The sequence below is a fragment of the Spirochaetia bacterium 38H-sp genome, from assembly GCA_039023545.1.
In the GTDB taxonomy this organism is placed as follows: Bacteria; Spirochaetota; Spirochaetia; order Winmispirales; family Winmispiraceae; genus Rarispira; species Rarispira pelagica.
The window spans coordinates 324,376-344,517 of the sequence record JBCHKQ010000002.1; the positions used below are offsets into that span (position 1 = coordinate 324,376).

The 20,142-nt window shown below is 34.6% G+C and carries 18 protein-coding genes, 1 tRNA gene and 1 CRISPR repeat array (1 of these 20 only partly in view); of the genes, 7 read left to right on the forward strand and 12 right to left on the reverse strand.

The genetic code is table 11. The features are described from left to right. Window positions 1–1,847: direct repeats of the CRISPR family, unit length 29 nt; unit sequence CTTTAAATCCCATATTTGGTGGCTAAAAC (it extends 400 nt beyond the left edge of the window). A gap of 109 nt (window positions 1,848–1,956) precedes the next feature. The 8 genes from cas2 to cas6 are packed head-to-tail and all read right to left on the reverse strand — an operon-like array spanning window position 1,957 to window position 9,951. Then, window positions 1,957–2,238 (reverse strand): CRISPR-associated endonuclease Cas2, encoded by a 282-nt coding sequence (gene cas2 / locus WKV44_05395; GenBank protein ID MEM5947970.1) that lies wholly within the window; start codon window positions 2,236–2,238, stop codon window positions 1,957–1,959. Between the two features lie 3 nt (window positions 2,239–2,241). After that, entirely contained in the window at window positions 2,242–3,219 is a 978-nt protein-coding gene (gene cas1b / locus WKV44_05400; GenBank protein ID MEM5947971.1) for a type I-B CRISPR-associated endonuclease Cas1b, read from the reverse strand. Window positions 3,220–3,227: 8 nt separating this feature from the next. Then, window positions 3,228–3,722, reverse strand: a complete 495-nt coding sequence (gene cas4 / locus WKV44_05405) for a CRISPR-associated protein Cas4 (GenBank protein MEM5947972.1) — start codon at window positions 3,720–3,722, stop codon at window positions 3,228–3,230. A 9-nt stretch (window positions 3,723–3,731) separates the two neighbouring features. Next, window positions 3,732–5,906: a CRISPR-associated helicase Cas3' gene (gene cas3 / locus WKV44_05410; protein MEM5947973.1), complete on the reverse strand. Its 2,175-nt coding sequence runs from the start codon at window positions 5,904–5,906 to the stop codon at window positions 3,732–3,734. A gap of 5 nt (window positions 5,907–5,911) precedes the next feature. Beyond that, window positions 5,912–6,622, reverse strand: coding sequence for a CRISPR-associated protein Cas5 (cas5, locus tag WKV44_05415; GenBank protein ID MEM5947974.1), 711 nt, complete (start codon window positions 6,620–6,622; stop codon window positions 5,912–5,914). Window positions 6,623–6,633: 11 nt separating this feature from the next. Then, window positions 6,634–7,530 (reverse strand): type I-B CRISPR-associated protein Cas7/Cst2/DevR, encoded by an 897-nt coding sequence (gene cas7i, locus WKV44_05420; protein ID MEM5947975.1) that lies wholly within the window; start codon window positions 7,528–7,530, stop codon window positions 6,634–6,636. A gap of 1 nt (window position 7,531) precedes the next feature. Beyond that, complete coding sequence (gene cas8a1, locus WKV44_05425; protein MEM5947976.1) at window positions 7,532–9,151, reverse strand: type I-B CRISPR-associated protein Cas8b1/Cst1; 1,620 nt, start codon at window positions 9,149–9,151, stop codon at window positions 7,532–7,534. Continuing rightward, entirely contained in the window at window positions 9,148–9,951 is an 804-nt protein-coding gene (gene cas6 / locus WKV44_05430) for a CRISPR-associated endoribonuclease Cas6 (GenBank protein MEM5947977.1), read from the reverse strand. The genes cas8a1 and cas6 overlap by 4 nt, the downstream gene beginning before the upstream one ends. A gap of 234 nt (window positions 9,952–10,185) precedes the next feature. Here cas6 and nrdR point away from each other — a divergent pair, with 234 nt between their 5' ends. From nrdR to WKV44_05450, 4 genes are read left to right on the forward strand one after another with little or no spacing between them, the layout of a single operon-like run. Further along, entirely contained in the window at window positions 10,186–10,638 is a 453-nt protein-coding gene (gene nrdR / locus WKV44_05435) for a transcriptional regulator NrdR (protein ID MEM5947978.1), read from the forward strand. A gap of 14 nt (window positions 10,639–10,652) precedes the next feature. Then, window positions 10,653–12,716, forward strand: coding sequence for a ribonucleoside triphosphate reductase (locus WKV44_05440; GenBank protein ID MEM5947979.1), 2,064 nt, complete (start codon window positions 10,653–10,655; stop codon window positions 12,714–12,716). Window positions 12,717–12,761: 45 nt separating this feature from the next. Continuing rightward, the gene (gene nrdD / locus WKV44_05445; protein MEM5947980.1) at window positions 12,762–13,226 is read left to right on the forward strand and encodes an anaerobic ribonucleoside-triphosphate reductase; all 465 of its coding nucleotides are present in this window, start codon (window positions 12,762–12,764) and stop codon (window positions 13,224–13,226) included. Beyond that, the gene (locus tag WKV44_05450; GenBank protein ID MEM5947981.1) at window positions 13,220–13,927 is read left to right on the forward strand and encodes an anaerobic ribonucleoside-triphosphate reductase activating protein; all 708 of its coding nucleotides are present in this window, start codon (window positions 13,220–13,222) and stop codon (window positions 13,925–13,927) included. The genes nrdD and WKV44_05450 overlap by 7 nt, the downstream gene beginning before the upstream one ends. A gap of 56 nt (window positions 13,928–13,983) precedes the next feature. Here WKV44_05450 and WKV44_05455 read toward each other — a convergent pair. Further along, window positions 13,984–14,056 (reverse strand) — tRNA-Met (locus tag WKV44_05455). A gap of 39 nt (window positions 14,057–14,095) precedes the next feature. Continuing rightward, window positions 14,096–16,867: a hypothetical protein gene (locus WKV44_05460; protein MEM5947982.1), complete on the reverse strand. Its 2,772-nt coding sequence runs from the start codon at window positions 16,865–16,867 to the stop codon at window positions 14,096–14,098. Between the two features lie 93 nt (window positions 16,868–16,960). Here WKV44_05460 and WKV44_05465 point away from each other — a divergent pair, with 93 nt between their 5' ends. The 3 genes from WKV44_05465 to WKV44_05475 all read left to right on the forward strand — a co-directional run bounded on the left by WKV44_05465 (window position 16,961) and on the right by WKV44_05475 (window position 18,161). After that, a complete protein-coding gene (locus tag WKV44_05465; GenBank protein ID MEM5947983.1) occupies window positions 16,961–17,455 on the forward strand; it encodes an ATP-binding protein in 495 nt (164 codons plus the stop codon). Then, window positions 17,452–17,796 carry a PilZ domain-containing protein gene (locus tag WKV44_05470; GenBank protein ID MEM5947984.1) on the forward strand — a complete coding sequence of 115 codons (345 nt, stop codon included), beginning with the start codon at window positions 17,452–17,454 and terminating at the stop codon, window positions 17,794–17,796. Before WKV44_05465 ends, WKV44_05470 begins: the two co-directional genes overlap by 4 nt. Before the next feature lie 62 nt (window positions 17,797–17,858). Next, complete coding sequence (locus WKV44_05475) at window positions 17,859–18,161, forward strand: STAS domain-containing protein (GenBank protein ID MEM5947985.1); 303 nt, start codon at window positions 17,859–17,861, stop codon at window positions 18,159–18,161. Window positions 18,162–18,179: 18 nt separating this feature from the next. Here WKV44_05475 and WKV44_05480 read toward each other — a convergent pair whose 3' ends face one another. Next, window positions 18,180–19,403: a PilZ domain-containing protein gene (locus WKV44_05480; GenBank protein MEM5947986.1), complete on the reverse strand. Its 1,224-nt coding sequence runs from the start codon at window positions 19,401–19,403 to the stop codon at window positions 18,180–18,182. A 25-nt stretch (window positions 19,404–19,428) separates the two neighbouring features. Continuing rightward, window positions 19,429–20,127 carry a hypothetical protein gene (locus WKV44_05485; protein MEM5947987.1) on the reverse strand — a complete coding sequence of 233 codons (699 nt, stop codon included), beginning with the start codon at window positions 20,125–20,127 and terminating at the stop codon, window positions 19,429–19,431. Window positions 20,128–20,142 lie beyond the last annotated feature (15 nt).

Sequence of the window (20,142 nt, forward strand, 5' to 3'; positions counted from 1 at the left end):
CCCATATTTGGTGGCTAAAACTCGAGGAACTTCCAGACGAGTACGAGGTTGTGCTAACTTTAAATCCCATATTTGGTGGCTAAAACACACTGGCAGGAGCTAGTTATATGCTGGAAAATAATACTTTAAATCCCATATTTGGTGGCTAAAACCTGCTGTTTTATGTACTCCTGTAAGGTCTAAAGTACTCTTTAAATCCCATATTTGGTGGCTAAAACGTTTTGTGCCGATACCAAGCTAGAATTTATTAAGATCTTTAAATCCCATATTTGGTGGCTAAAACAATCTTGTCCTTAATGCAGGAGGGATAAGCGAGATACTTTAAATCCCATATTTGGTGGCTAAAACGGATGGCACACGATAGAAATAACACCAGATATGGTCTTTAAATCCCATATTTGGTGGCTAAAACTAACACGCCAATTTTATGTTTGCCGTTAATTTTAAACTTTAAATCCCATATTTGGTGGCTAAAACAGACCAAAAAGGGGCTAACAGCCATCTGGGAAGAAGGCTTTAAATCCCATATTTGGTGGCTAAAACTAAAATATGCTAGCATATATACTTATAGTTTTAGGACTTTAAATCCCATATTTGGTGGCTAAAACAGAAATTTCTGAATCTTTTGACCTTCCTTCTCTGGACTTTAAATCCCATATTTGGTGGCTAAAACCAGGAAAAAAGCTATAAAGCTAATGAAGACGGTACGCTTTAAATCCCATATTTGGTGGCTAAAACCGTTTTTTTATAATAAAGCTTATAGATGATGAGCGAGCTTTAAATCCCATATTTGGTGGCTAAAACAAACCTGCTCATGGGCAACAGTCCAACCCTCATCGTCTTTAAATCCCATATTTGGTGGCTAAAACTGATAGGTGCTAATAATAATATGACACCTTTGCGTCTTTAAATCCCATATTTGGTGGCTAAAACCCATAATGCTGTCCGGCACAAGTGTAGGTATATCGTCCTTTAAATCCCATATTTGGTGGCTAAAACCAGGAAAAAAGCTATAAAGCTAATGAAGACGGTACGCTTTAAATCCCATATTTGGTGGCTAAAACAGGTAGTAATGTATCTGTTAATAATGGAGGAGCTGGCTTTAAATCCCATATTTGGTGGCTAAAACAAAATAAAGCCGTCCACTGCTTTGCTCTATGTAAGTCTTTAAATCCCATATTTGGTGGCTAAAACTATTATTTAAATACTGTAAAATATGTTTTACGCTTTCCCTTTAAATCCCATATTTGGTGGCTAAAACCATAATGATAAACATGTTTGAAGCATATACAAAAACCTTTAAATCCCATATTTGGTGGCTAAAACCCGGCAGATACTAAAAATGATATATGGCTTTTTGATCTTTAAATCCCATATTTGGTGGCTAAAACAATGTACACATTAATGAAAAGTTGTATTTATATAAGACTTTAAATCCCATATTTGGTGGCTAAAACGTCTTTTCTTTGTGCAACGATGTGCGATAACGTTGTCTTTAAATCCCATATTTGGTGGCTAAAACTTAAAATCTGCCTTGCTTTCTATTTTGCGTCGGTATCTTTAAATCCCATATTTGGTGGCTAAAACTTCAAGCTTCTGCCTGATTTCTTTCTCTTCTTTCAGCTTTAAATCCCATATTTGGTGGCTAAAACCCGAGTTGGTATAGAATATGAAACAAAAATAGAACACTTTAAATCCCATATTTGGTGGCTAAAACTCCACCATGGTGGTTTGCACAAACCACCAAAAAGCCCTTTAAATCCCATATTTGGTGGCTAAAACCGGTAATGTTATGGCTGATAGGATTGTTACCATTGACTTTAAATCCCATATTTGGTGGCTAAAACCCATTGCAATAATACACTTATCTTATTAAAAAATAAAGAGTTGAATTCTTTTTATTTTGGATAATTAAAGTTTTTTTTCCGAATCCTTTGATAGTGCATTGTTATATTACTATAAAATATTATCTGTAGGATCAAAGTCTATCCCTATATTCTCTCTATAAATATTATTTATATTTTCTATTATATAGATAACTACATAATCCTCTTTTTTATTTATTATATTCTCTACATCCTTTTTTAGAGCTAATAATTTTGCCTCTGAAATTTCTCCTTCAAAAACTGATTTTTGGGTATGATGAAGATATTCTCTACATTTTTTCATTATCTTGGGCAACCTGCTTCTTCCCTGTTTTGTTTCTGTATATATATCATACACAAGGATAATATACATCTCTTACCACCATATTTTAAAGGCTCTATATGGCTCTTCTTTTAAAAGATGTTTTATTATTTTATATAATTCCAATCTTATTATTCTGCTATAGCTGACCTTTCTTTTTAGCTTTTTATGCATTATTGTATTATTCATTTTCTCATCAAAAGATTTTACAACTATTTTTCTGCCGTTCTCTTTTAAATAACAATAGTTGAGCTCTTTATCAAAATGTTTATCGGTCAACTCTCTATTGTTTAACAAGTCAAATATCAGTCTGTCTCCATATATAGGTTTAAAAATTTCTGCAACATCAAGAGCAAGAGAAAATCTTCTATACGATGGCTCATGCAGATAACTTATTGTAGGATTCAATTGGGTTCTGTATATTTCCTTTATCACAGCAGTATATATAAGGCTGTTAACAAATGATATTATGGCGTTTAACATATTATCGGGAGGATGTTTTACTCGTTTTGTAAATTCTATTTCTTGTTTTATGATCTGTGGGAAAAGAGCATAATACAACTCCCTTGCGTTTCCTTCTATCCCCATAAGAGAAGCAATTGTATCCTGTTCTAATGCCAGAGCAGAAAAATTATTCATAGTCGCTATATTACTATCATCAATATTGGGATATTTTTTTATATTTTTTATAAATCCATCAATTGCAGAATATACAAATTCTTTTGCAATTTCTAATCTCTTTTTTATGTCCAAATAATGTTCTACCTGCCTTACAATAATCTCTCCCGATACAAGATTTTCTCTTGGATAAAAACTTCCCGTCCACCAACCATAATAATTAAAAAAATGCACAAGTATTCCGTTCTTTGCAAAAAAGTTTATGACCCTGGTATTAAGATCAATCTCTCCAAAAAGATATAAATTATCGATATCATTGACAGGTATGGGAATTTTTGTGTCTTCTGTCTCCATAACAATAGAGTTATCTTTTCTGCTTATTCTGCCACTTTTAAAGATATAATAATCTTTCACAATACACCTCAACAGTAGCAAAACTCATAATAACTGCATTTTTTGCAATAGGGTTTATTTATTATAGTTGGAGCTTCAGGTTTTCTGATTATTCTATCAATATCCATCAATGTTTTTTCTATAAAGCAGGTATCTTCTAATGAAAGGCTTACTCTTTCCCTCTTTCTTAATTTTGGATAATCAATTATCCCTTCTATTTGAATGCCAATGTTTTTAAAATAGTAAATATAATACTTTATCTGCCAGAGATGAGATTCTTCTAAAGACTTTGATTTTTTTACCTCGTGAATTAAACCTCTTTTTGCTTCAAGCAGGTCTATTTTTATTCCCTCTAGATTTATCTCCTTTCTTTTTCTTTGATAAGAATTCTCATGGATTAACTTCCCAATTTCCACAAGCTCGCTTGTATGTTCCATAGATATGTTTTTGCTAAAAAGCCAGAGTTTTCTTTGGCAGACAATATAATAGGCAACCTGTGTGCCTGTGATGATTGGGTTTTGCATAAATTTTATCTAAATAATATTGTCATTTTCTTCTGCTTGTAATTGCTCAATAACTAAACCTAATTCATAGGTATATTCTACATTCTTCATAATTTTAATATTATGTTTTCTGCAAAATATAGACTTGTTGATGTCTTCAAGATTTTTTACTTGTTTGTTAAATATCTGCATAGGCATAGTGTAGTTCATAAACTCGGCTTGTTTTTTTATTCTTTCCATTCTATTCTTTGATCTATCATCAATAAACTGTAGTAAACAATCAATTATTTCTTTATTATTCTCATAGACTGGATTAGGAATAATCAAATAATTATTAGTAATATCTCTAAAATCACTCTCAGCTTGGATTCTTGATAAACTTCTATATCCTATTTCAAGCAAATCTTTTTGCTTTTTGTAGTTCTTCCAATAATTTGTGTTTTTTATATCATAAAAAATTTTATTTATTATTTCTTGTTTGTCATTTTCTGTTATTACTTTTTCATTATAATCTTCCTTTAATATATCCCATGTTTTATTAAAAAGATATTCATCATAAATCATACTAGGAGTTGAAGAGAAAATATAAACATTTGGCAATTCTTCTTGATATTCTCTTTTTCTATAACACCTACCAAATCTCTGAAAAAGACTTTCTATTGAAGCGTTCTCCGTTAATAGGATATCAAAGTCAATATCAAGTGAAGCCTCAACTACCTGAGTAGAAATCCAAATACACGGAGAATTTGCCTTTATAATCTCATATTCTTTCTTCTTCCTATCTTTGTTTATAAACCGGGCATGTATTAAGGAAGCATCATATCCTCCTGTCTCCTTAAGCATTTTAAAAACTTTTTGAGCTTTTGAAACTGTGTTACATATAACTAATATTTTTTTGTCCTTGAAATTTTTAATTAATTCTAAAGTTCCCTCCATGCATATATCTTCTTCCACTATCTTAATTCTATGTCTGTTAATTTTGAGCAATTGAGGTTTAAATATTTCAATATTACCTATATCTTTAAGCTCTTCCATAAGAAATGGTGGTAAGGTTGCTGTCATTAACATAAATTTTCCGCCTAAATTATGAATCTCCTTTAAAAAAACTACGATTGCTGCAATTGAAGCAGGAGAAAAACTCTGAATCTCATCCATAACAACTTTAGAATATGTACAGGTTAAATAAGTCAACTCAAACCCAGGATATTTAAAAACACTTGTGATAATTTGATCAGCTGTTGCAATTGTCAAGGGATAAGAAAGCTTTCTTGCTTTTTCAATCCTTATATCATAGTCATATTCATTATTTTCTTCTTGAGCAAAAAAGTATGAAGACTCTCCATGTAATAATGTAACATTATCACCAAATATATTTTTAAATCTGTTATACATTGCATTGACAGCTGTTCTTATTCCCAAAAGATAAAAAGCTTTTTGGCCATTTATCCAATTTATTGCCGCTTCTGTTTTGCCCATTCCTGTTGAAGCAACTAAAATTATACTTTTTTCAGATGATTTTTTTGCTTCCTTTTGAAAATCTCTTAAATTAAAGCCCTTCTTTCTAAGAAAATTATTAAATTGAGCATGATAGCTACCACTATAAGGGGTTTCCGGATCTATACCGGCAGAAGCCGAATAATCTGATTTTATCAGTGAGCCTAACCATTTTACCCTATAAGGGAAAAACAAATTCCATATATTTCTGTTCTCAGATGTATTATATGTGCTCAGGAGTCTAAATACATCATAGTAATATTCCAAGCACAATTGAAAGTTACTATTCATCCAGTCAACCACACTACATATCAACCCGTTATCAGGTATCTGATTTTCTCGGTTGTGATGTGATAATATGCAAAAAATAAAATAATTAAAAAATCTATCTATATCTAAGCCCATTAATTGAAGCTTGTTTTTAATTTCTTTTTCTTCCTGCTGAGTAATAAATGCAGGGGATAACCATTCATGTGGAACGTTTCCTCTGTTCCAGTCAAACCTCTCATTTAATCCAAGCTTTTTTCTCATCCTGTTTTGGAATTCCGGATTTTTTTTGCCCAAGTCATGATAACTAATAAGCTTTATAATAATAAACTTATCCTCATCGGTCAGTTTTGCATAGTTAGACAGAATATCAAAGGCAATTAACAGTTTTTTTGTATGTTCATCGATTGTTTCACCAGTAGATTTTGCAAAAAAAGTTGGCATCTACTTTAATCAACCTCCAATAAACAAACAATATTATTCTCTTCATCTTGTAATATACTATCTTTTTTAAGAGGAACATCTTTGCCCACATAATAGGGTTCAACAAAATGAAAAACTCTATTTTCTTCAAAGGATTCTACTGTGTCATAGTAAAATGGGAGTCTGTATCTGGTTCCACACTTTTCTATAAGTGAATTTTCCATAACATACATGGGAAATTGCGTATTAGCAGATCTACCGGAATAATTATTCAATCCTACAATTTTTAAATCTTCAACTAATGCAAAATCTTCATTTCTCCCTAAAACTACAATTTTTTCCTGGATTTTTTTATATAATTCATTTAACATTTTTTCATTATCTTCTCTAAAAGAAATATGTATAATTAATTGCATATTTACATGAAGATCAATAAACAAAATCCCATGAGTTGCTGTCTTGGTAGCTTTTCCTACAGTAATTTTATAAGGATTATCTGGCCTACTATTAGAATCCCTATCAAATTTAAACACTTTTTGAATATTAGTAATTACCGCATCACTTTTTCCTTGTATAGATATTTTTAAAGGCTTATATTCTGTAAATTCCATAATCTCATGAACCATACCTCTTATCATAGAAGGAGTAGGCAATGGATATGTCTGCACATAACCAAAACTTCCCTCTTTTCTGTAATTACATAGGGTTTGATATAATTTTAGCATTAAAGCTTTCATAAAGCTTTCCTCTATTTGTAAACTTCATCCAATGCATTTTTTAGTGCGTTAAAAAAACTCTCTATTGATGTAATTTTGTTTTTTTCCAGATTAATATCTTCCAGATTATCAAAAGTTCCATTTAAATGTCCAATATAGGTGTTTTCTTTAACCTCTTGGTCATTGTAATTCCTTTCGAGAATTTCATTTATGGGTTCTGTTTTAATTTTTGTTGAATTCGTGCCAAATTCTAATGAAACCTTATTGTAGAAGAACGGATTACCGGTGTTATAAACTCCACCAATCACAAATACAGGAGACAATTCCTCTCTTCTTCCCTTAATATCTCTATATAAAACTTTAATGGCATCTAATAATAAACAAACTCGCTTTTTTCTTTCATTGCTATTTAAGGTTATATCATCATTGGTGTCTATTCCAACTTTATCAAGGTCAATGGTAATGGTATAAGTATAAAAGGATTTATGTATTTCTGTTTGAAATATCATATTATCTAAGCCTTCTCTTCTTGCTGATAAGCCCATATTGTTACCATAATCAATATCACTATTCCATGGCTCCAGGCTAATTGCATCACTCAAACGCACTATAGCTTTTCTTATCCTTCCTCTTGAACCTTCTCCTGAAGTTTTCATATATCCAAATAAATCAATCTCCGGATATTTTTCGATGGTAGTATTTGCTTCAAACTGAACAACTTTTCCGTCGCTTCCAACAGGTGTTAGAGCAATTCCAAATTCTTCGTTCATTATTCTTACAATATCATATCTTAAAGCTTGTCTTGAAATGTATGAATAACTTTTTCCTTTAAATGATAATTTTTTAAGTGAAGTAATATTTGCTGTGCTTTCACCATAGTTAAGATTTGATCCATTAAAAATTACTGTTAATGTCAAATAATTAGCCATTTTACTCCTCCTCTTTATTTAAATTTGAACTCTTAGCCAAAAGTCCATTAACAAAAGCATAACCAAAACTCATAAAATTATCTAAATCAGTCAGTTCTTTGTTGCCACCGAGCTTAATTTCTAATCCATAAGACATTGATAATCTTAAGTATTTATCCATAAATGAATTTCTATCAGCTATTTTTAAGTCATTTAATAACTGATAAGCAATTCCCTTTATTTTATTTTCCTGCTGAATTTTCTGGGCAACTTCCCGTCCATTACCAAAAGCTTTGCCTACAATTTTTGCTTGCTCTTCCATATTTCCTCCTTTCAGTTTTAAAATGTATTTTAATATATATTTCATAACTGTATATATTGAATAACGAACTTTATATTTTGAGTGTAATTCTAGTGATCTTATATAGTAATCAAAATACCTTGATAAATCAGAATAGTTTAAAGTCATATCAACAGTTTTTTTTAAGATTTCTTCTGCTATATCATAATAAATATCATTAAGGATATATCCCCCTCGAGGTACTTGGCCATCTTCAAGACTTTTAATAAATCCTGCCAAATCGGGTGTTATATTATAGTTATACACATTATAACTTTTTGTTCCCTGTCCACCAAAACTATTTTCGGCCATCTCAATGAAGTTTATGTTTTCAAAAAAAGCCTCTGCTTTATTTTTTACAATTTCCAGAGTAATCTCATTGACTATTGTATAAAATGGTTTCTCCTGGTTCTCTTTTTCTTCAATTCTATTTTTAAAAAGCCAAAAAGTGTTAAAAAGCGTTTCTAAATTAGTATTTCTGTTTAAAGCATAAAAAAAGGTTTTGTACTCACCTTTGATATTTCTTTTGATAAAAACCATACCAGGTACAGCACAGGTATAAATTAAGGCACATAGTGGACATATTTTTACCTTTGAACCCTTAAATCCCCATATCCAGTTGGAATTATCAGAGTTAAACCCCAAGACCTGCGTAATTGCATTACTAAAATCATATGATTTTTTTAAATGACCACAGATATAACACTGCTGGCTTTTATTCTTTGGACTATTATCTGCATTTAATTTATCGATATATTCTTTAACTTTTTGATAAGAACAAATTCTTTTATCTACTTCATTATTAAGGAAATAGTCAATAAAATTACTATTTTTTTGTTTTAAATAAAAATAAACATCATTATTATTTTTAAATTTATCCAGTTCTTTTTTAACATTAGTAATCTCTTTTAACACATTTTGTCCTGAAAAAATTTTATTTAAGTCTTTGCCAACAACTTCTTCTATGAAGCTGTTAACTACTTTTCCGCTTAAAGCTGTTTCCTGCAATAATTTTTTAGGTATCTTTCCACTAGAATTTTTAATTTTTTCTATCAGCCTATCTATTCTCTCTTTATAATTATCAATATCAAAAAAAATATCAAAAACCTGTTTTTTATATTTTTCATAAAAGTCATTTAATATATCAGTTGAAAATTCTATATAATTTTCTCCTATTTCCAGTTTTGCATCAAAATCTTTTTTTATTTTGTTTATATTTATTTCATTTTCACCTAAAACATTTATAAAGCCGACAATACCAGAGTTGTAATACCAATCTCTTAGATAAACACAATATCTCATTCTACCACCTCCAGCATACCAAAGCCTTGGCTTTTCTTGGCTCCTATTCCATTATCGTAGAAGAGTTGGAGAAGTTTTGGAGGTGCCTGGATGGTTATTATCCCTTTTATCCCGGGGTATACTTGTTTATATTGATGGTCAGGGTTTCCAGAGCCGTGTACTACGGGGATTGTTTTTGTATTGAGGTTCTCTATTTTTATGTCTTTTTCTTCTATATCTATTCCTAGTTCTCTTTTTGCTTGTGCTGCAAGGTTATGGCAAAAGGCTTCTATAAAATCTCTTTCTGATATTTTTTCCCATGTTTTATATTCTTTTCTATTGGCTTTTATACAGGTGTTATCAGGAAGAAGGAATTTGCCATTTTGTTTGGCTTCTCTTACAAGTATTGGAGAGAGTGTTTTAAATGTTATTTTATCTTTGTTTATTTTTTTTTCTGGATATAGATAGAATCCTGATATGCTTTTTATTGTCTTACCAAAAAGTTTGATTTTTTTCTTTATATCTTGGTTATTGAGTCCGTTATATACTCTCAATAAGAATTCATAGTCATTTGTAGAAAATGTGAGGGTTATGTATTGTCCGTCCAGTGTGCTGCCTTTATCTGTTTTTTTTATTGGTATATATGATGAGAAGGTAAATGGCTTGTATGTGTTTCTTGCATAATATTTGTCATAAAATTTTGCACTGCCTTCTCCGCTGTTTTTTATGGCTTCTTTTATGAGAGATAATATTGACGGCCTGCTATCTGGGGGGATTGTTATATTTTCTTCTTCCAGGTAGATTTTGCTGGAAAAGCGCATTATACCTCCTTTTACCTCTTTTGCAAAATTATAGGATGATTTTTTTTTGATTTCAAGTATTTTTCTTATGCCGCAGGCAGGAGTGCCTGCGCCGCTTTTGTCTTCTTGCTTTTATGGCGCAGGTACGACGTTCGGTCTTTTTTTCTTATAATATAAATTACACATTGACAGACTATATATATAGTGCTAAAGTTACTTCCGTAAGGTATAGAAACTATATATATAGAGGCTTATATGAAGTGTCCGCATTGCGGTTCTACGGATGATAAGGTTGTAGAGACTAGAAATATTGCCGGCGGGGAGAGTGTGAGAAGAAGGCGGGAGTGTCTTTCCTGCGGGTATCGTTTTACTTCTTATGAGCGGGTGGAGGAGAAGCCTCTTATGGTGATTAAGAGAAACGGGAGGCGCGAGCCTTTTGACAGGTCCAAGCTTGAGAAGGGGATTCTAAGGGCTGTCGAGAAGCTTTCTGTTTCTATGGATACGGTTGAGGAGATTGTTAATCGTATCGAGGAGCAGGTGCTGCTCAATAATCCTTCCAGAGAGGTTAAGAGCTCGGAGCTTGGCGATGTTGTGCTTTCTGAGCTTAAGAGGCTGGATTATGTGGCTTATATCCGATTTGCTTCTGTGTACAAGAATTTTAGAGATCTTAGGGCTTTTCTGGAAGAGATTGAGAATATTAAAAATTAGTTTAAGGGGGAACTATGGACATTGCTTCTTCTGATGCAAGGGTTATGCCTGTGCGTCATGTCATCAAGCGCGATGGTCAGCTCGAGTTTTACGATAGGTCGAGAATCAGGTCTGCTATTGGCAAGGCTATTGAGAGTACTCGCGGCGATAAGGATCCGGAGCTTGCAGATAGGCTTACTTCTCTTGTGGAGGATAAGATCAGGACTATGATGCAGGGCAGGCATCCCAATTCTGCTCCGGCTGTGGAGGAGATCCAGGATCTTGTGGAGACTGTGCTGATAGAAGAGAGGCTTGTGGATATTGCCAGGGCTTATATTATCTATAGGGCTCAGCATGGTGTTATGCGTGATACCAAGAGTCTTACGCTTGATATTGAGAGTACTATGGATGGGTATCTTGCTCAGACAGACTGGAGGGTCAATGAGAATGCCAATGTCAATTTTTCTCTTGGTGGGCTTATTCTGCATAACTCAGGTACTATAACTGCAAACTATTGGCTTAAGAAGATTTATCCCAAGGAGGTTGCAGAGGCTCATATCAATGCGGATTTTCATATCCATGATTTGTCTATGTTCTCAGGTTATTGTGCGGGATGGTCGCTAAGACAGCTTATACAGGAGGGGCTTGGTGGTGTTGAGGGTAAGGTAGCTTCTACTCCTGCAAGGCATCTTTCTACGCTGGTCCAGCAGATGGTCAATTTTCTCGGTGTTCTGCAGAATGAGTGGGCCGGTGCTCAGGCTTTTTCTAGTTTTGATACTTATCTCGCTCCTTTTGTTAAGATCGATAATCTGGATTATAAGTCTGTAAAACAGTGTATCCAAAGTTTTGTCTTTGGTGTAAACACGCCTTCCAGATGGGGCAGCCAGGCTCCGTTTACCAATATCACTATGGATTGGGTTGTCCCTGAGGATTTAAAGGACAGGCCAGCTATTGTGGGTGGTAAGGAGCAGGATTTTTCTTATGGCGATTGTCAGAAAGAGATGGATATGATAAACCGCGCGTTTATGGAGGTTATGCTGGAGGGTGATGCCAATGGACGCGGTTTTCACTACCCTATTCCCACATACAATATAACCCGCGATTTTAACTGGGACAGCGATAATGCAAAGATGCTTTTTGAGATGACGGGTAAGTACGGTACACCGTATTTTCAGAACTTTATCAACTCAGATCTCAATCCCGGTGATGTCAGGTCAATGTGTTGCAGATTGCAGCTTGATAAGCGAGAGCTTAGAAAAAGAGGCGGAGGTCTTTTTGGCTCAGATGAGTTTACAGGTTCTATAGGTGTTGTTACCATAAATCTTCCACGTATAGGATATTTGTCTGATTCTCGTACGGAGTTTTTTAGAAGGCTCAACAATCTTATGGATCTTGCGGCAGAGTCTCTTACCATAAAGAGAAAGGTCATAACAAGGCTTCTTGAGGCTGGTTTGTTTCCTTATACCAAGCGCTATCTCAAGCACCTGGATAATCATTTCTCTACTATTGGCCTTGTGGGGATGAATGAGTGTCTTCTTAACTTTATGGGTAAGGATATAACTACAAAAGAGGGTAAGAATTTTGCACTGGAAGTCTTACAGCATATGCGCAAGAGGCTGCAGGATTACCAGGAGGATACTGGCAATCTGTTTAACCTGGAGGCAACTCCTGCAGAAAGTACAAGTTACAGGCTAGCACGACATGACAAGAAACACTATCCAAATATCATAACATCCGGAACGGATGAGCCATATTATACTAACTCTACGCAACTTCCAGTTGATTATACAACGGATATTTTTGAGGCTCTTGATCATCAGGAAGAGCTTCAGATTCAATATACAGGTGGAACTGTTGTACATGGTTTTATAGGGGAGTCTATAGAAGACTGGGAACTTACCAAGAAGCTTGTAAAGACAATAGCGGAGAATTACAGGATTCCGTATTTTACAATTAGCCCCACCTTTTCCATATGTCCGGTGCACGGATATCTCAAGGGAGAGCAAAGATACTGCCCTCACTGTGAGAGAGAAGAGAGAGAAAAGATACTCCAGCAGATACAGGAGCTGGAAGAACAAAAAGCAAAACTTGCAATATAAACAATATAAAACATTTTTATTTTTAGATTTATTCAGGAGGAGAATATGAGTACAATAACTAAGACAGAGATAGAAAGAAAGATAGAAGAGCTTAAAGAACAGCTTAAGAATGTAAGAGGAAGAAGAACAGAGATATACACAAGGATAGTAGGCTACTACCGCTCGCTTGATAACTGGAACAAAGGTAAAAAAGAGGAATACAAGCATAGAAAAACATTTCTGCCCACAAGTATAGAAAAGGATTTTAGCATAAAGACAGAGGAGATTCTCTATTTTTACAGACAGGACTGTCCCTATTGTCCTGCAGTAAAGAATATACTGGCAGAAGAAAATATGGAGTATAAGTCAGTGGACGTGGATACAGTAGAAGGCCTTGCCCTTGCAGAAAAATACGGTATATTTGGCACACCTACAGTACTCTTTCTTGATGCAGACAAAAAAGAAAGAGCAAGAGCCACATCCCCTGATACACTCAGAAATATAATAGAAGAAAAACTTACAACATGCTAAAAAAAGCACGTCTAGGAATCATAAAGACAAGCTTTATAGACTACCCTGGCAAGATAAGCACCCTCCTTTTTACAGGAGGGTGCAATTTACGTTGTCCATACTGCCACAATCCGGAGCTAATAGAAGGAGAACCTGATGATTTTCTCCCATGGCAAGAAATAAAAAAACATCTGGAAAAAAGAAAAAATCTCATAGAAGGCATCGCAATAACAGGCGGAGAACCACTAATAAAACCATGGATAGAAAAGCTCATAATAGAAATAAAACAAATGGGATACCCCGTAAAACTGGACACCAACGGCACACTTTCTGAAAAACTCGCAAAAGTTCTTCCCATACTTGACTATATAGCAATGGATTACAAAACACTCCCGGACATGTACAACACAAAACTAGGCGCACAAAAAGACATGACAGAAGAAATAAAAGCAAGCCTCAACCTCATAGCAGAAAGAAACATACCACACGAGATAAGAATCACAACATGCCCAACAATAGTAGATACAGAGACCATAGAAAAAATAGCAGAAACCCTCCCTAAAGGAATAAAAAACATAACACTTGCAGGATTTAGACCAGAAAAAACACTAGACCCGGCACTATCTCAAGTCTCCCCCTACCCCCAAGAAATAATGGAATCATGGAAAACTATCTTTGAGAAAAAAGGAATAAACTGCAGAATAAGAATAAATAAGACATAATAAACCGAACGGGCGACCCCTATGAGGTCGCCCTTTTTCTTATCAAATAAAGAAGATAGTGGCGAAGGGACTCGAACCCCTGACCAAGCGGATATGAGCCGCTTGCTCTACCGACTGAGCTACGCCACCACATTGTGGAAAGCAATATAGCAAGAGCAAGACAAAATGTCAATAAGAAAGCTTATATCTTCTAGCAAGCTCCATAAGCCTGGAATTCCAATAATTATCAAATAGATAAGCCCTTCTGTGACGCGCATTCTCTATCTTGCTTGCCCTCATCTGAAGAAGCCGTACAGCCTTACCAATAATCGTAAGAGAATGATCAGGAAGCTCCAGTTGTTTTTTCTCAAGCTCAATAAGAACCTCACCATACCACAAATGATATAGATGAGTATAAGGATCGGCAGTTCTAAGATAAGCCTTCCTTATTATATCTACAAACTCTTCGCAGACAGACTCATCACCCATCATACCCCTGGCATACAACTTGAGAGTATAAATAAGCCTATACATACAGCGCAAATCTTCCGACTCATAGAAAATCCTGTCCTCCAGCATAGAAAAACCAGTAAACCAAGCCGGCAAGATATCATCATATACAGACACATACTCACGGATATCTTCCGGAGCCTTATCACACATCTCAAGGACACCCGTAAAATCACCGGACATAGCCTCGTGCTCCATAGCAAACAACCTGTGCTCTAACCCCTTGGGAAGAGAGTCCATAATAGTAAAAGCATCATCATAGCGGGAAGAATAAAAATACGCCCTTGCCTTCCAGAGATTACACAAGCGTATTACATCATCACAGACAAGACCCTTAAGCTCCCCCTCTATAAATACCAACGTCTTTATAACTCCCTGCCAATCACCAAGCTCAAAGGCAATCCTAGCTTCTAGAAATAAAACAGCAGCATAAAGCTCAAACAAATCCATATCAGCTAATTTTGCCTTAAGATCATCTATATTGAGCAAAGCCCTTGTATAGTTACCCTCAAGATAAAAAAGACAGGCAGATAAAAACAGAACAAACAATCTGACATAAGAATGATTGGCATAACTGTCAGCTATTTTAAGATACTCCTGAGCCTCCTTTAGCTTTGCAAGAGAAGCCATAGACATGGCAAGCTCCATATACGCATATGACTCAAGATTGCAAAACATCTTTCCATAATCACCAATTAGATAAACAGCCTCCTTTATAAGTCTTATAGACTCTTGCGGATTATAACTCCGTAAAAAACGCCCCTTGACAAGAAGAGCAAAGATAGAAAAAGCAGACTCTGCACTGGTTGTCAAAACCTTCTCGGAAACAAAAGCCCTTATTTTACCCTGCTCGGAAGAAAAATAAGCCTTATACACAGCAAGAATAAAAGCAGTACTATCCCTTGCAATAATACCACAAGGTTTTAGAAAATTCATATTAGAAGAAACAAAATCAAGCACCTGTTCTTTTGCCCCTACTGTCAAAAGAGAAATAAAAGACGCAACAAGAAAATCCTCCTTCTTCCTGCAATCTTTTTCTTCAAGCAAAAAATAAGGAAGCCTGCGGTTCTCAGAAAGCCATAAATCATTAAAACTCTTTTTTATGGTCACAAGCATATCAGATGGCATAAGAGTGTCTATATTTTCCGGATAATAAACAGGAGTAAAAACACCAGGAAACAGCAGTCCAGCGCCCTCCAACCATGATAAAATCTCTTCAAACTCAACATAAGAAACATCAAGCAAATTGAGAATCTCTTTTATTTTGTCATGAGTAAAAAAAGGCAGCAGTCTTAAGAGAGCATAGTAAACCTTTTTTTCCTTATCCAACAAGGCAGAAATAAGGTTTTTTGCAGCATTGGGAGAAGAAGCTCCCCCTCTCTCTCTTAAAATAGCAGAAGAATAAATAAAAAACCTTCCTCTTTCTCCCTCATCACCTACATCAGATAAAACATCCTTTTCTATGAGAGGAAAGGCAACTCGCTCGCCTGGACAAGAATCTGGCACTGTAGATACAAAGTCAAGACAAAAAAGAACAGACACTCCACTATCAAAAAGCCATGAAAAAAAATCATCATAGGGAAAAGCATGAGGTAAAGAAGAAACATTTATAATAAGCAAAACCTTTTTTTCTATCAGAATAAGAGAATGGAGAAGTTCCTTTATAATATATTCCATTGCAGCAGGATTTACATCATATAAGAAAGATTCTCTCCATGATGCAACCCGTTTTCTAAGATAAGGAGAAGAAAGAGAATCTTCTATATCAGGAACCGTTAAAACTGTCCTGAGTAAGGATATAAGAAAATCAGTTCTATCAAAATTATCATGATACACAGAAACAGGCAAAACAAACCAACCAGCCTCAACCGCCCTGTAAGAAAGAGTGTATGCAAGCCCCTCAAAGCCCTCAGAATAACAAGTGCAAACCTTATCTGTATTTAGCAGATAAAAAATTCTGTTAATCTGCTCATTCTGCTTTACCCCTACCGGAAATTCTTTAAAACGCGAGGTAATAGCAAGCGGATCCTCATCCCTTATTCCAGTTATTTCCCAAAGTCCATCTATTCTATCAGCAGTGACATATCTTGCAAGGAGCTTAAACCCAGAAGAGGTAGACCACAGAAGACTATTATAAAAGTATACATCCAAGGGTATATCGTTAAAAGAAGAAATATCAACATTATCAAATATGATATCAACACCACAATGAGTGTGTCTGTTTTCTTTACAATATCTGGCAATACTCATAAAAGAAAGCAATAATTTTTGCAACTCGACAGGTGTCTTTATATTGGAAAAATCAAGTTTTATATAACGCAGGTTTTTTTCATAAGATGCAGGAGAAAGAGAAAAAAGCATATCGTAAAGCTGATTATAAAAATCCATTGTGCTTTTTCTTCTTACAAAAGCAGCCAATTCCATATCACGAGTTAAAACCCAAACATTCAAAAAATACCCCCTTACAATTTGCGTTTTTTCTCCAAATATTATATTCTTAAATTGATTATGGCATATTATTTTAAATTTGGCGACAAAAAACTTTTGCGCATTAAATTATCCATACATGCTGGGGCAAAAATAACAGAAGTATTTGCTCTACTCAAGAAAATAGAAATGAACGGCTTTGAAGAAGAAAGTCAGAGCATTGTCTATGCACTCATAGAATTGATAAGCAACTCTTTGAGAGCTCAGCGCAGCAAAAAAGTAAATATTCCGGTGCAACTAATAATGGAAATAAAAGACAACACATTCCTTGCCATGATAAAAGACCACGGAGGAGGTTTTGATCCAGGGAAGCTTCCATATGATATAAGCATGCCTGCAGAAAAAATAGATACACAGAGTCACGAGTTTAAGGAATACAGGGAAAAAACCAACAATAAGCATTTTGGCCTCGGCATCTATATAGCAAAAAAGATATTTGACAAACTCAGTATAAGCTTCTTTGACGGGGAAGAAACACAAACAAAGACATATTCCCCGAGTATACAAGGGACAATAATAAAATGCAGCCTTAAAATAGGAGCAAAAAAATGAACCACGAAAAAAGGAGTGTGGAAAGAGACATCATATACTGCAAAGCATTGTTCACAGATAAGGAAATTCCTTCTTATCTGAGAGATATATCCCTTCTGGGATGCAGAATAGATATAGTAAATCCCATACAGACACAGATAGGTGACAAACATATAATAAAACTCTTTCCTCTAGAAGAGACAGGTATCCCTTTTTTCTCAGTATCAGCAGAAGTACGATGGATAAAAAACGGCTCTGACTTTTTAACGCTTGGACTCAGATTCTTTGACGTCCCCATAGAAAACACCCTCAGATTAAAAAAACTGGTAGAGTTTATACACAATCATAACAAAGACCAGTAGATATAGGGGTATGGATTTTTTTCTGTTTTTATTATAGCATAATGTAAAAGGAGAATTGGATAATGGAGATAAATACCCAAAAAAAAGGAGATACTGTAATTTTTTTTCTTCAAGGTGAGATGGACTTGTATAACTCCCACATGTTAAAAGAGCATCTATCCAAGATAAAAGAACAAAATCCCAAAAAAATAATAATAAATATGAAGGATGTGCCATATATAGATTCCAGCGGAATAGGAGCACTTATATATGTATATTCTTCTTTAAAGAAAGAACACATTGACTTTGCCATAACAGGCATAGATGGTACAGTAAAGAGAGTAATAGAGCTTACAAAATTATCAGAGTATTTCCCAATAGAATAAAAATAATTATTGTACGTCTTAAAATTCTCCCATAAAGTCCTGCCCATAAATAGAACGTGCAAGAAACAGCCTGTCATCGGGTTTCAAATCAAGAAAAGAAACTGCAACATACAGTCTATCTGCATCCTTGGATTTTCTGACAATTCTTCCCATGACAGGTATATCCTTTCCCTCGATATTTAAACATATTTCCATATCAGTAAAAAGTACAAAATTATCTTCCGACAGACTCAAAGGAACAGAAAACAACACACCAGTAAGACTTATATCTATAATTTCTGAGTCATTATAGGTGTTTTTCACCTTCTGCGGTTTAAAGTATCCGTGTATTTTAAGAGAATAAGCAAAACTCATACAAAACTCATGTACATAGTCCAGTATGGTTCTATCGTATTCGTAACGCTTATCTTTTCCGCTTACAAGATATACATAGGCAACAACATACTGATAAAATATTACAGGAGCATATAATTCTCTACTTATTGCTTTGTTTTTTTTCTCTTCTATCATGGCTCTTATTTTGTTTTTTGAGGCCTGCATATCCATGCCCTGCTCTTTAAAATAAAGCATAAGGGAATCAGCAGAAATAGGGCTTATTCTCGGATAGAGTCTTTCCATCTTAAAAGAGTTATATATATAGCTTTGAGGAAACAGCAGCATCTTACCTGTATTGACTATAATCTTTTCTTCTGTTGTTTCTGGCTTTCTTTCTTTAAACATCACTATCTTGCTCTCAGAAGAAAGGTCTTTTATCTTATTTCTAAAATCTGTTATAAGTGCGGATATGGTTGTAGAATCAAAAGAAGAAGAAACAACAGGCGGACTGGTAACGTTTTCCTTATTAATAGTTGGGAAATTAAGAACAAATTTTTCTCCCTTTAAGGAAAAAGAAAGCCCTATATTCTCTGGATGCCTAACTCTCTCAAATTCTCTCTCAAGATCCCTATAAACTCCGGCAGGCAGGTTGGTGACAACACAGTCACCCTCTATCCCAAGATAAACTACAGAAAAGGTCATAAGAGTACCATGAAACTTAAAATATACACTTATTACATCACCTATAGGCACAGTTATTACAGGGTTATCCTCCACAAAGATGTACATCTTGTTAAAGGATTCCTCAACTTTATAGAGCTTTGCTCTAAAACGTTTTTTTTGAAGAAGAATCTCAAGAGGTATTTCCTCGTCAAGAATGCTCTTGAGTATAAACTCCTTTTCTATTCTCTTTAACTCTATGCCCATATATTTTTCCTAACCTATAATATACTCAATATAGCGGTAACATTGCATAATCTCCCAAAACAAAAGCCTTTTCTTTCTTTTCTTCAAGCAAAGAAGCAGTATCAACTATAAAATCGTCAAGAATCCATTTTTCTTTATCCAGAGAAAGCACTATTTCCCCCACTGCAAAACTAGAAGAAGAATAAATTTTAAAATTAAGATGACTCTTGCCCGAGTCATCAAATATTGCCTTGCCCAGCCTATAATTCTCAAGAGTTATCCCTCTTGAGGATAAAAAAGAAAAAAAACGACTTAACACATTCTTTACCATATCAGAACTGTCTACAGGCATTCTTTTTTTTAATATATCAGAGAGGAATCCCACTGATTTTTCTTCCGGAGCAGAAAGGTTATTATCTCCCACCAGCACCCCTATCATAGTGTCGACAGCTGGATTTTCTGGTAAAATCCAGGACAGAAAAAGAGGATTGACATATGAGCTTACTATTGTGCGGTTTTTTTCAGGAGATACAGATCTAGGCGGAGCAGAAACAACCGTAGAAGTCCGGCTTGGCACAGGTGCAGGAGTTACAGACGCAGTAGTTGGCGGTATCCTTACAATAGAAGTGGAGGCAGGCACAATATTACTCTTATTTTCCATATCTTTCTTATCCGTATTATTTTTACAGGCAAAAATCACAAGAAAAATATATAATATCAGCAATATATTTCTATATAGTTTCATCACTATATTATTTCA

Bases quoted from the DNA above. Each gene is read 5' to 3' on its own strand.
- cas6 (MEM5947977.1), bottom strand. From the start codon at position 9,951: ATGCGCTTTTCCAGCAAAATCTACCTGGAAGAAGAAAATATAACAATC.
- WKV44_05485 (MEM5947987.1), bottom strand. From the start codon at position 20,127: ATGAAACTATATAGAAATATATTGCTGATATTATATATTTTTCTTGTG.
- cas8a1 (MEM5947976.1), bottom strand. From the start codon at position 9,151: ATGAGATATTGTGTTTATCTAAGAGATTGGTATTACAACTCTGGTATT.
- WKV44_05470 (MEM5947984.1), top strand. From the start codon at position 17,452: ATGAACCACGAAAAAAGGAGTGTGGAAAGAGACATCATATACTGCAAA.
- cas2 (MEM5947970.1), bottom strand. From the start codon at position 2,238: ATGTATATTATCCTTGTGTATGATATATATACAGAAACAAAACAGGGA.
- cas5 (MEM5947974.1), bottom strand. From the start codon at position 6,622: ATGAAAGCTTTAATGCTAAAATTATATCAAACCCTATGTAATTACAGA.
- cas3 (MEM5947973.1), bottom strand. From the start codon at position 5,906: ATGCCAACTTTTTTTGCAAAATCTACTGGTGAAACAATCGATGAACAT.
- nrdD (MEM5947980.1), top strand. From the start codon at position 12,762: ATGAGTACAATAACTAAGACAGAGATAGAAAGAAAGATAGAAGAGCTT.
- WKV44_05475 (MEM5947985.1), top strand. From the start codon at position 17,859: ATGGAGATAAATACCCAAAAAAAAGGAGATACTGTAATTTTTTTTCTT.
- nrdR (MEM5947978.1), top strand. From the start codon at position 10,186: ATGAAGTGTCCGCATTGCGGTTCTACGGATGATAAGGTTGTAGAGACT.
- WKV44_05480 (MEM5947986.1), bottom strand. From the start codon at position 19,403: ATGGGCATAGAGTTAAAGAGAATAGAAAAGGAGTTTATACTCAAGAGC.
- cas7i (MEM5947975.1), bottom strand. From the start codon at position 7,530: ATGGCTAATTATTTGACATTAACAGTAATTTTTAATGGATCAAATCTT.
- WKV44_05450 (MEM5947981.1), top strand. From the start codon at position 13,220: ATGCTAAAAAAAGCACGTCTAGGAATCATAAAGACAAGCTTTATAGAC.
- cas4 (MEM5947972.1), bottom strand. From the start codon at position 3,722: ATGCAAAACCCAATCATCACAGGCACACAGGTTGCCTATTATATTGTC.
- WKV44_05440 (MEM5947979.1), top strand. From the start codon at position 10,653: ATGGACATTGCTTCTTCTGATGCAAGGGTTATGCCTGTGCGTCATGTC.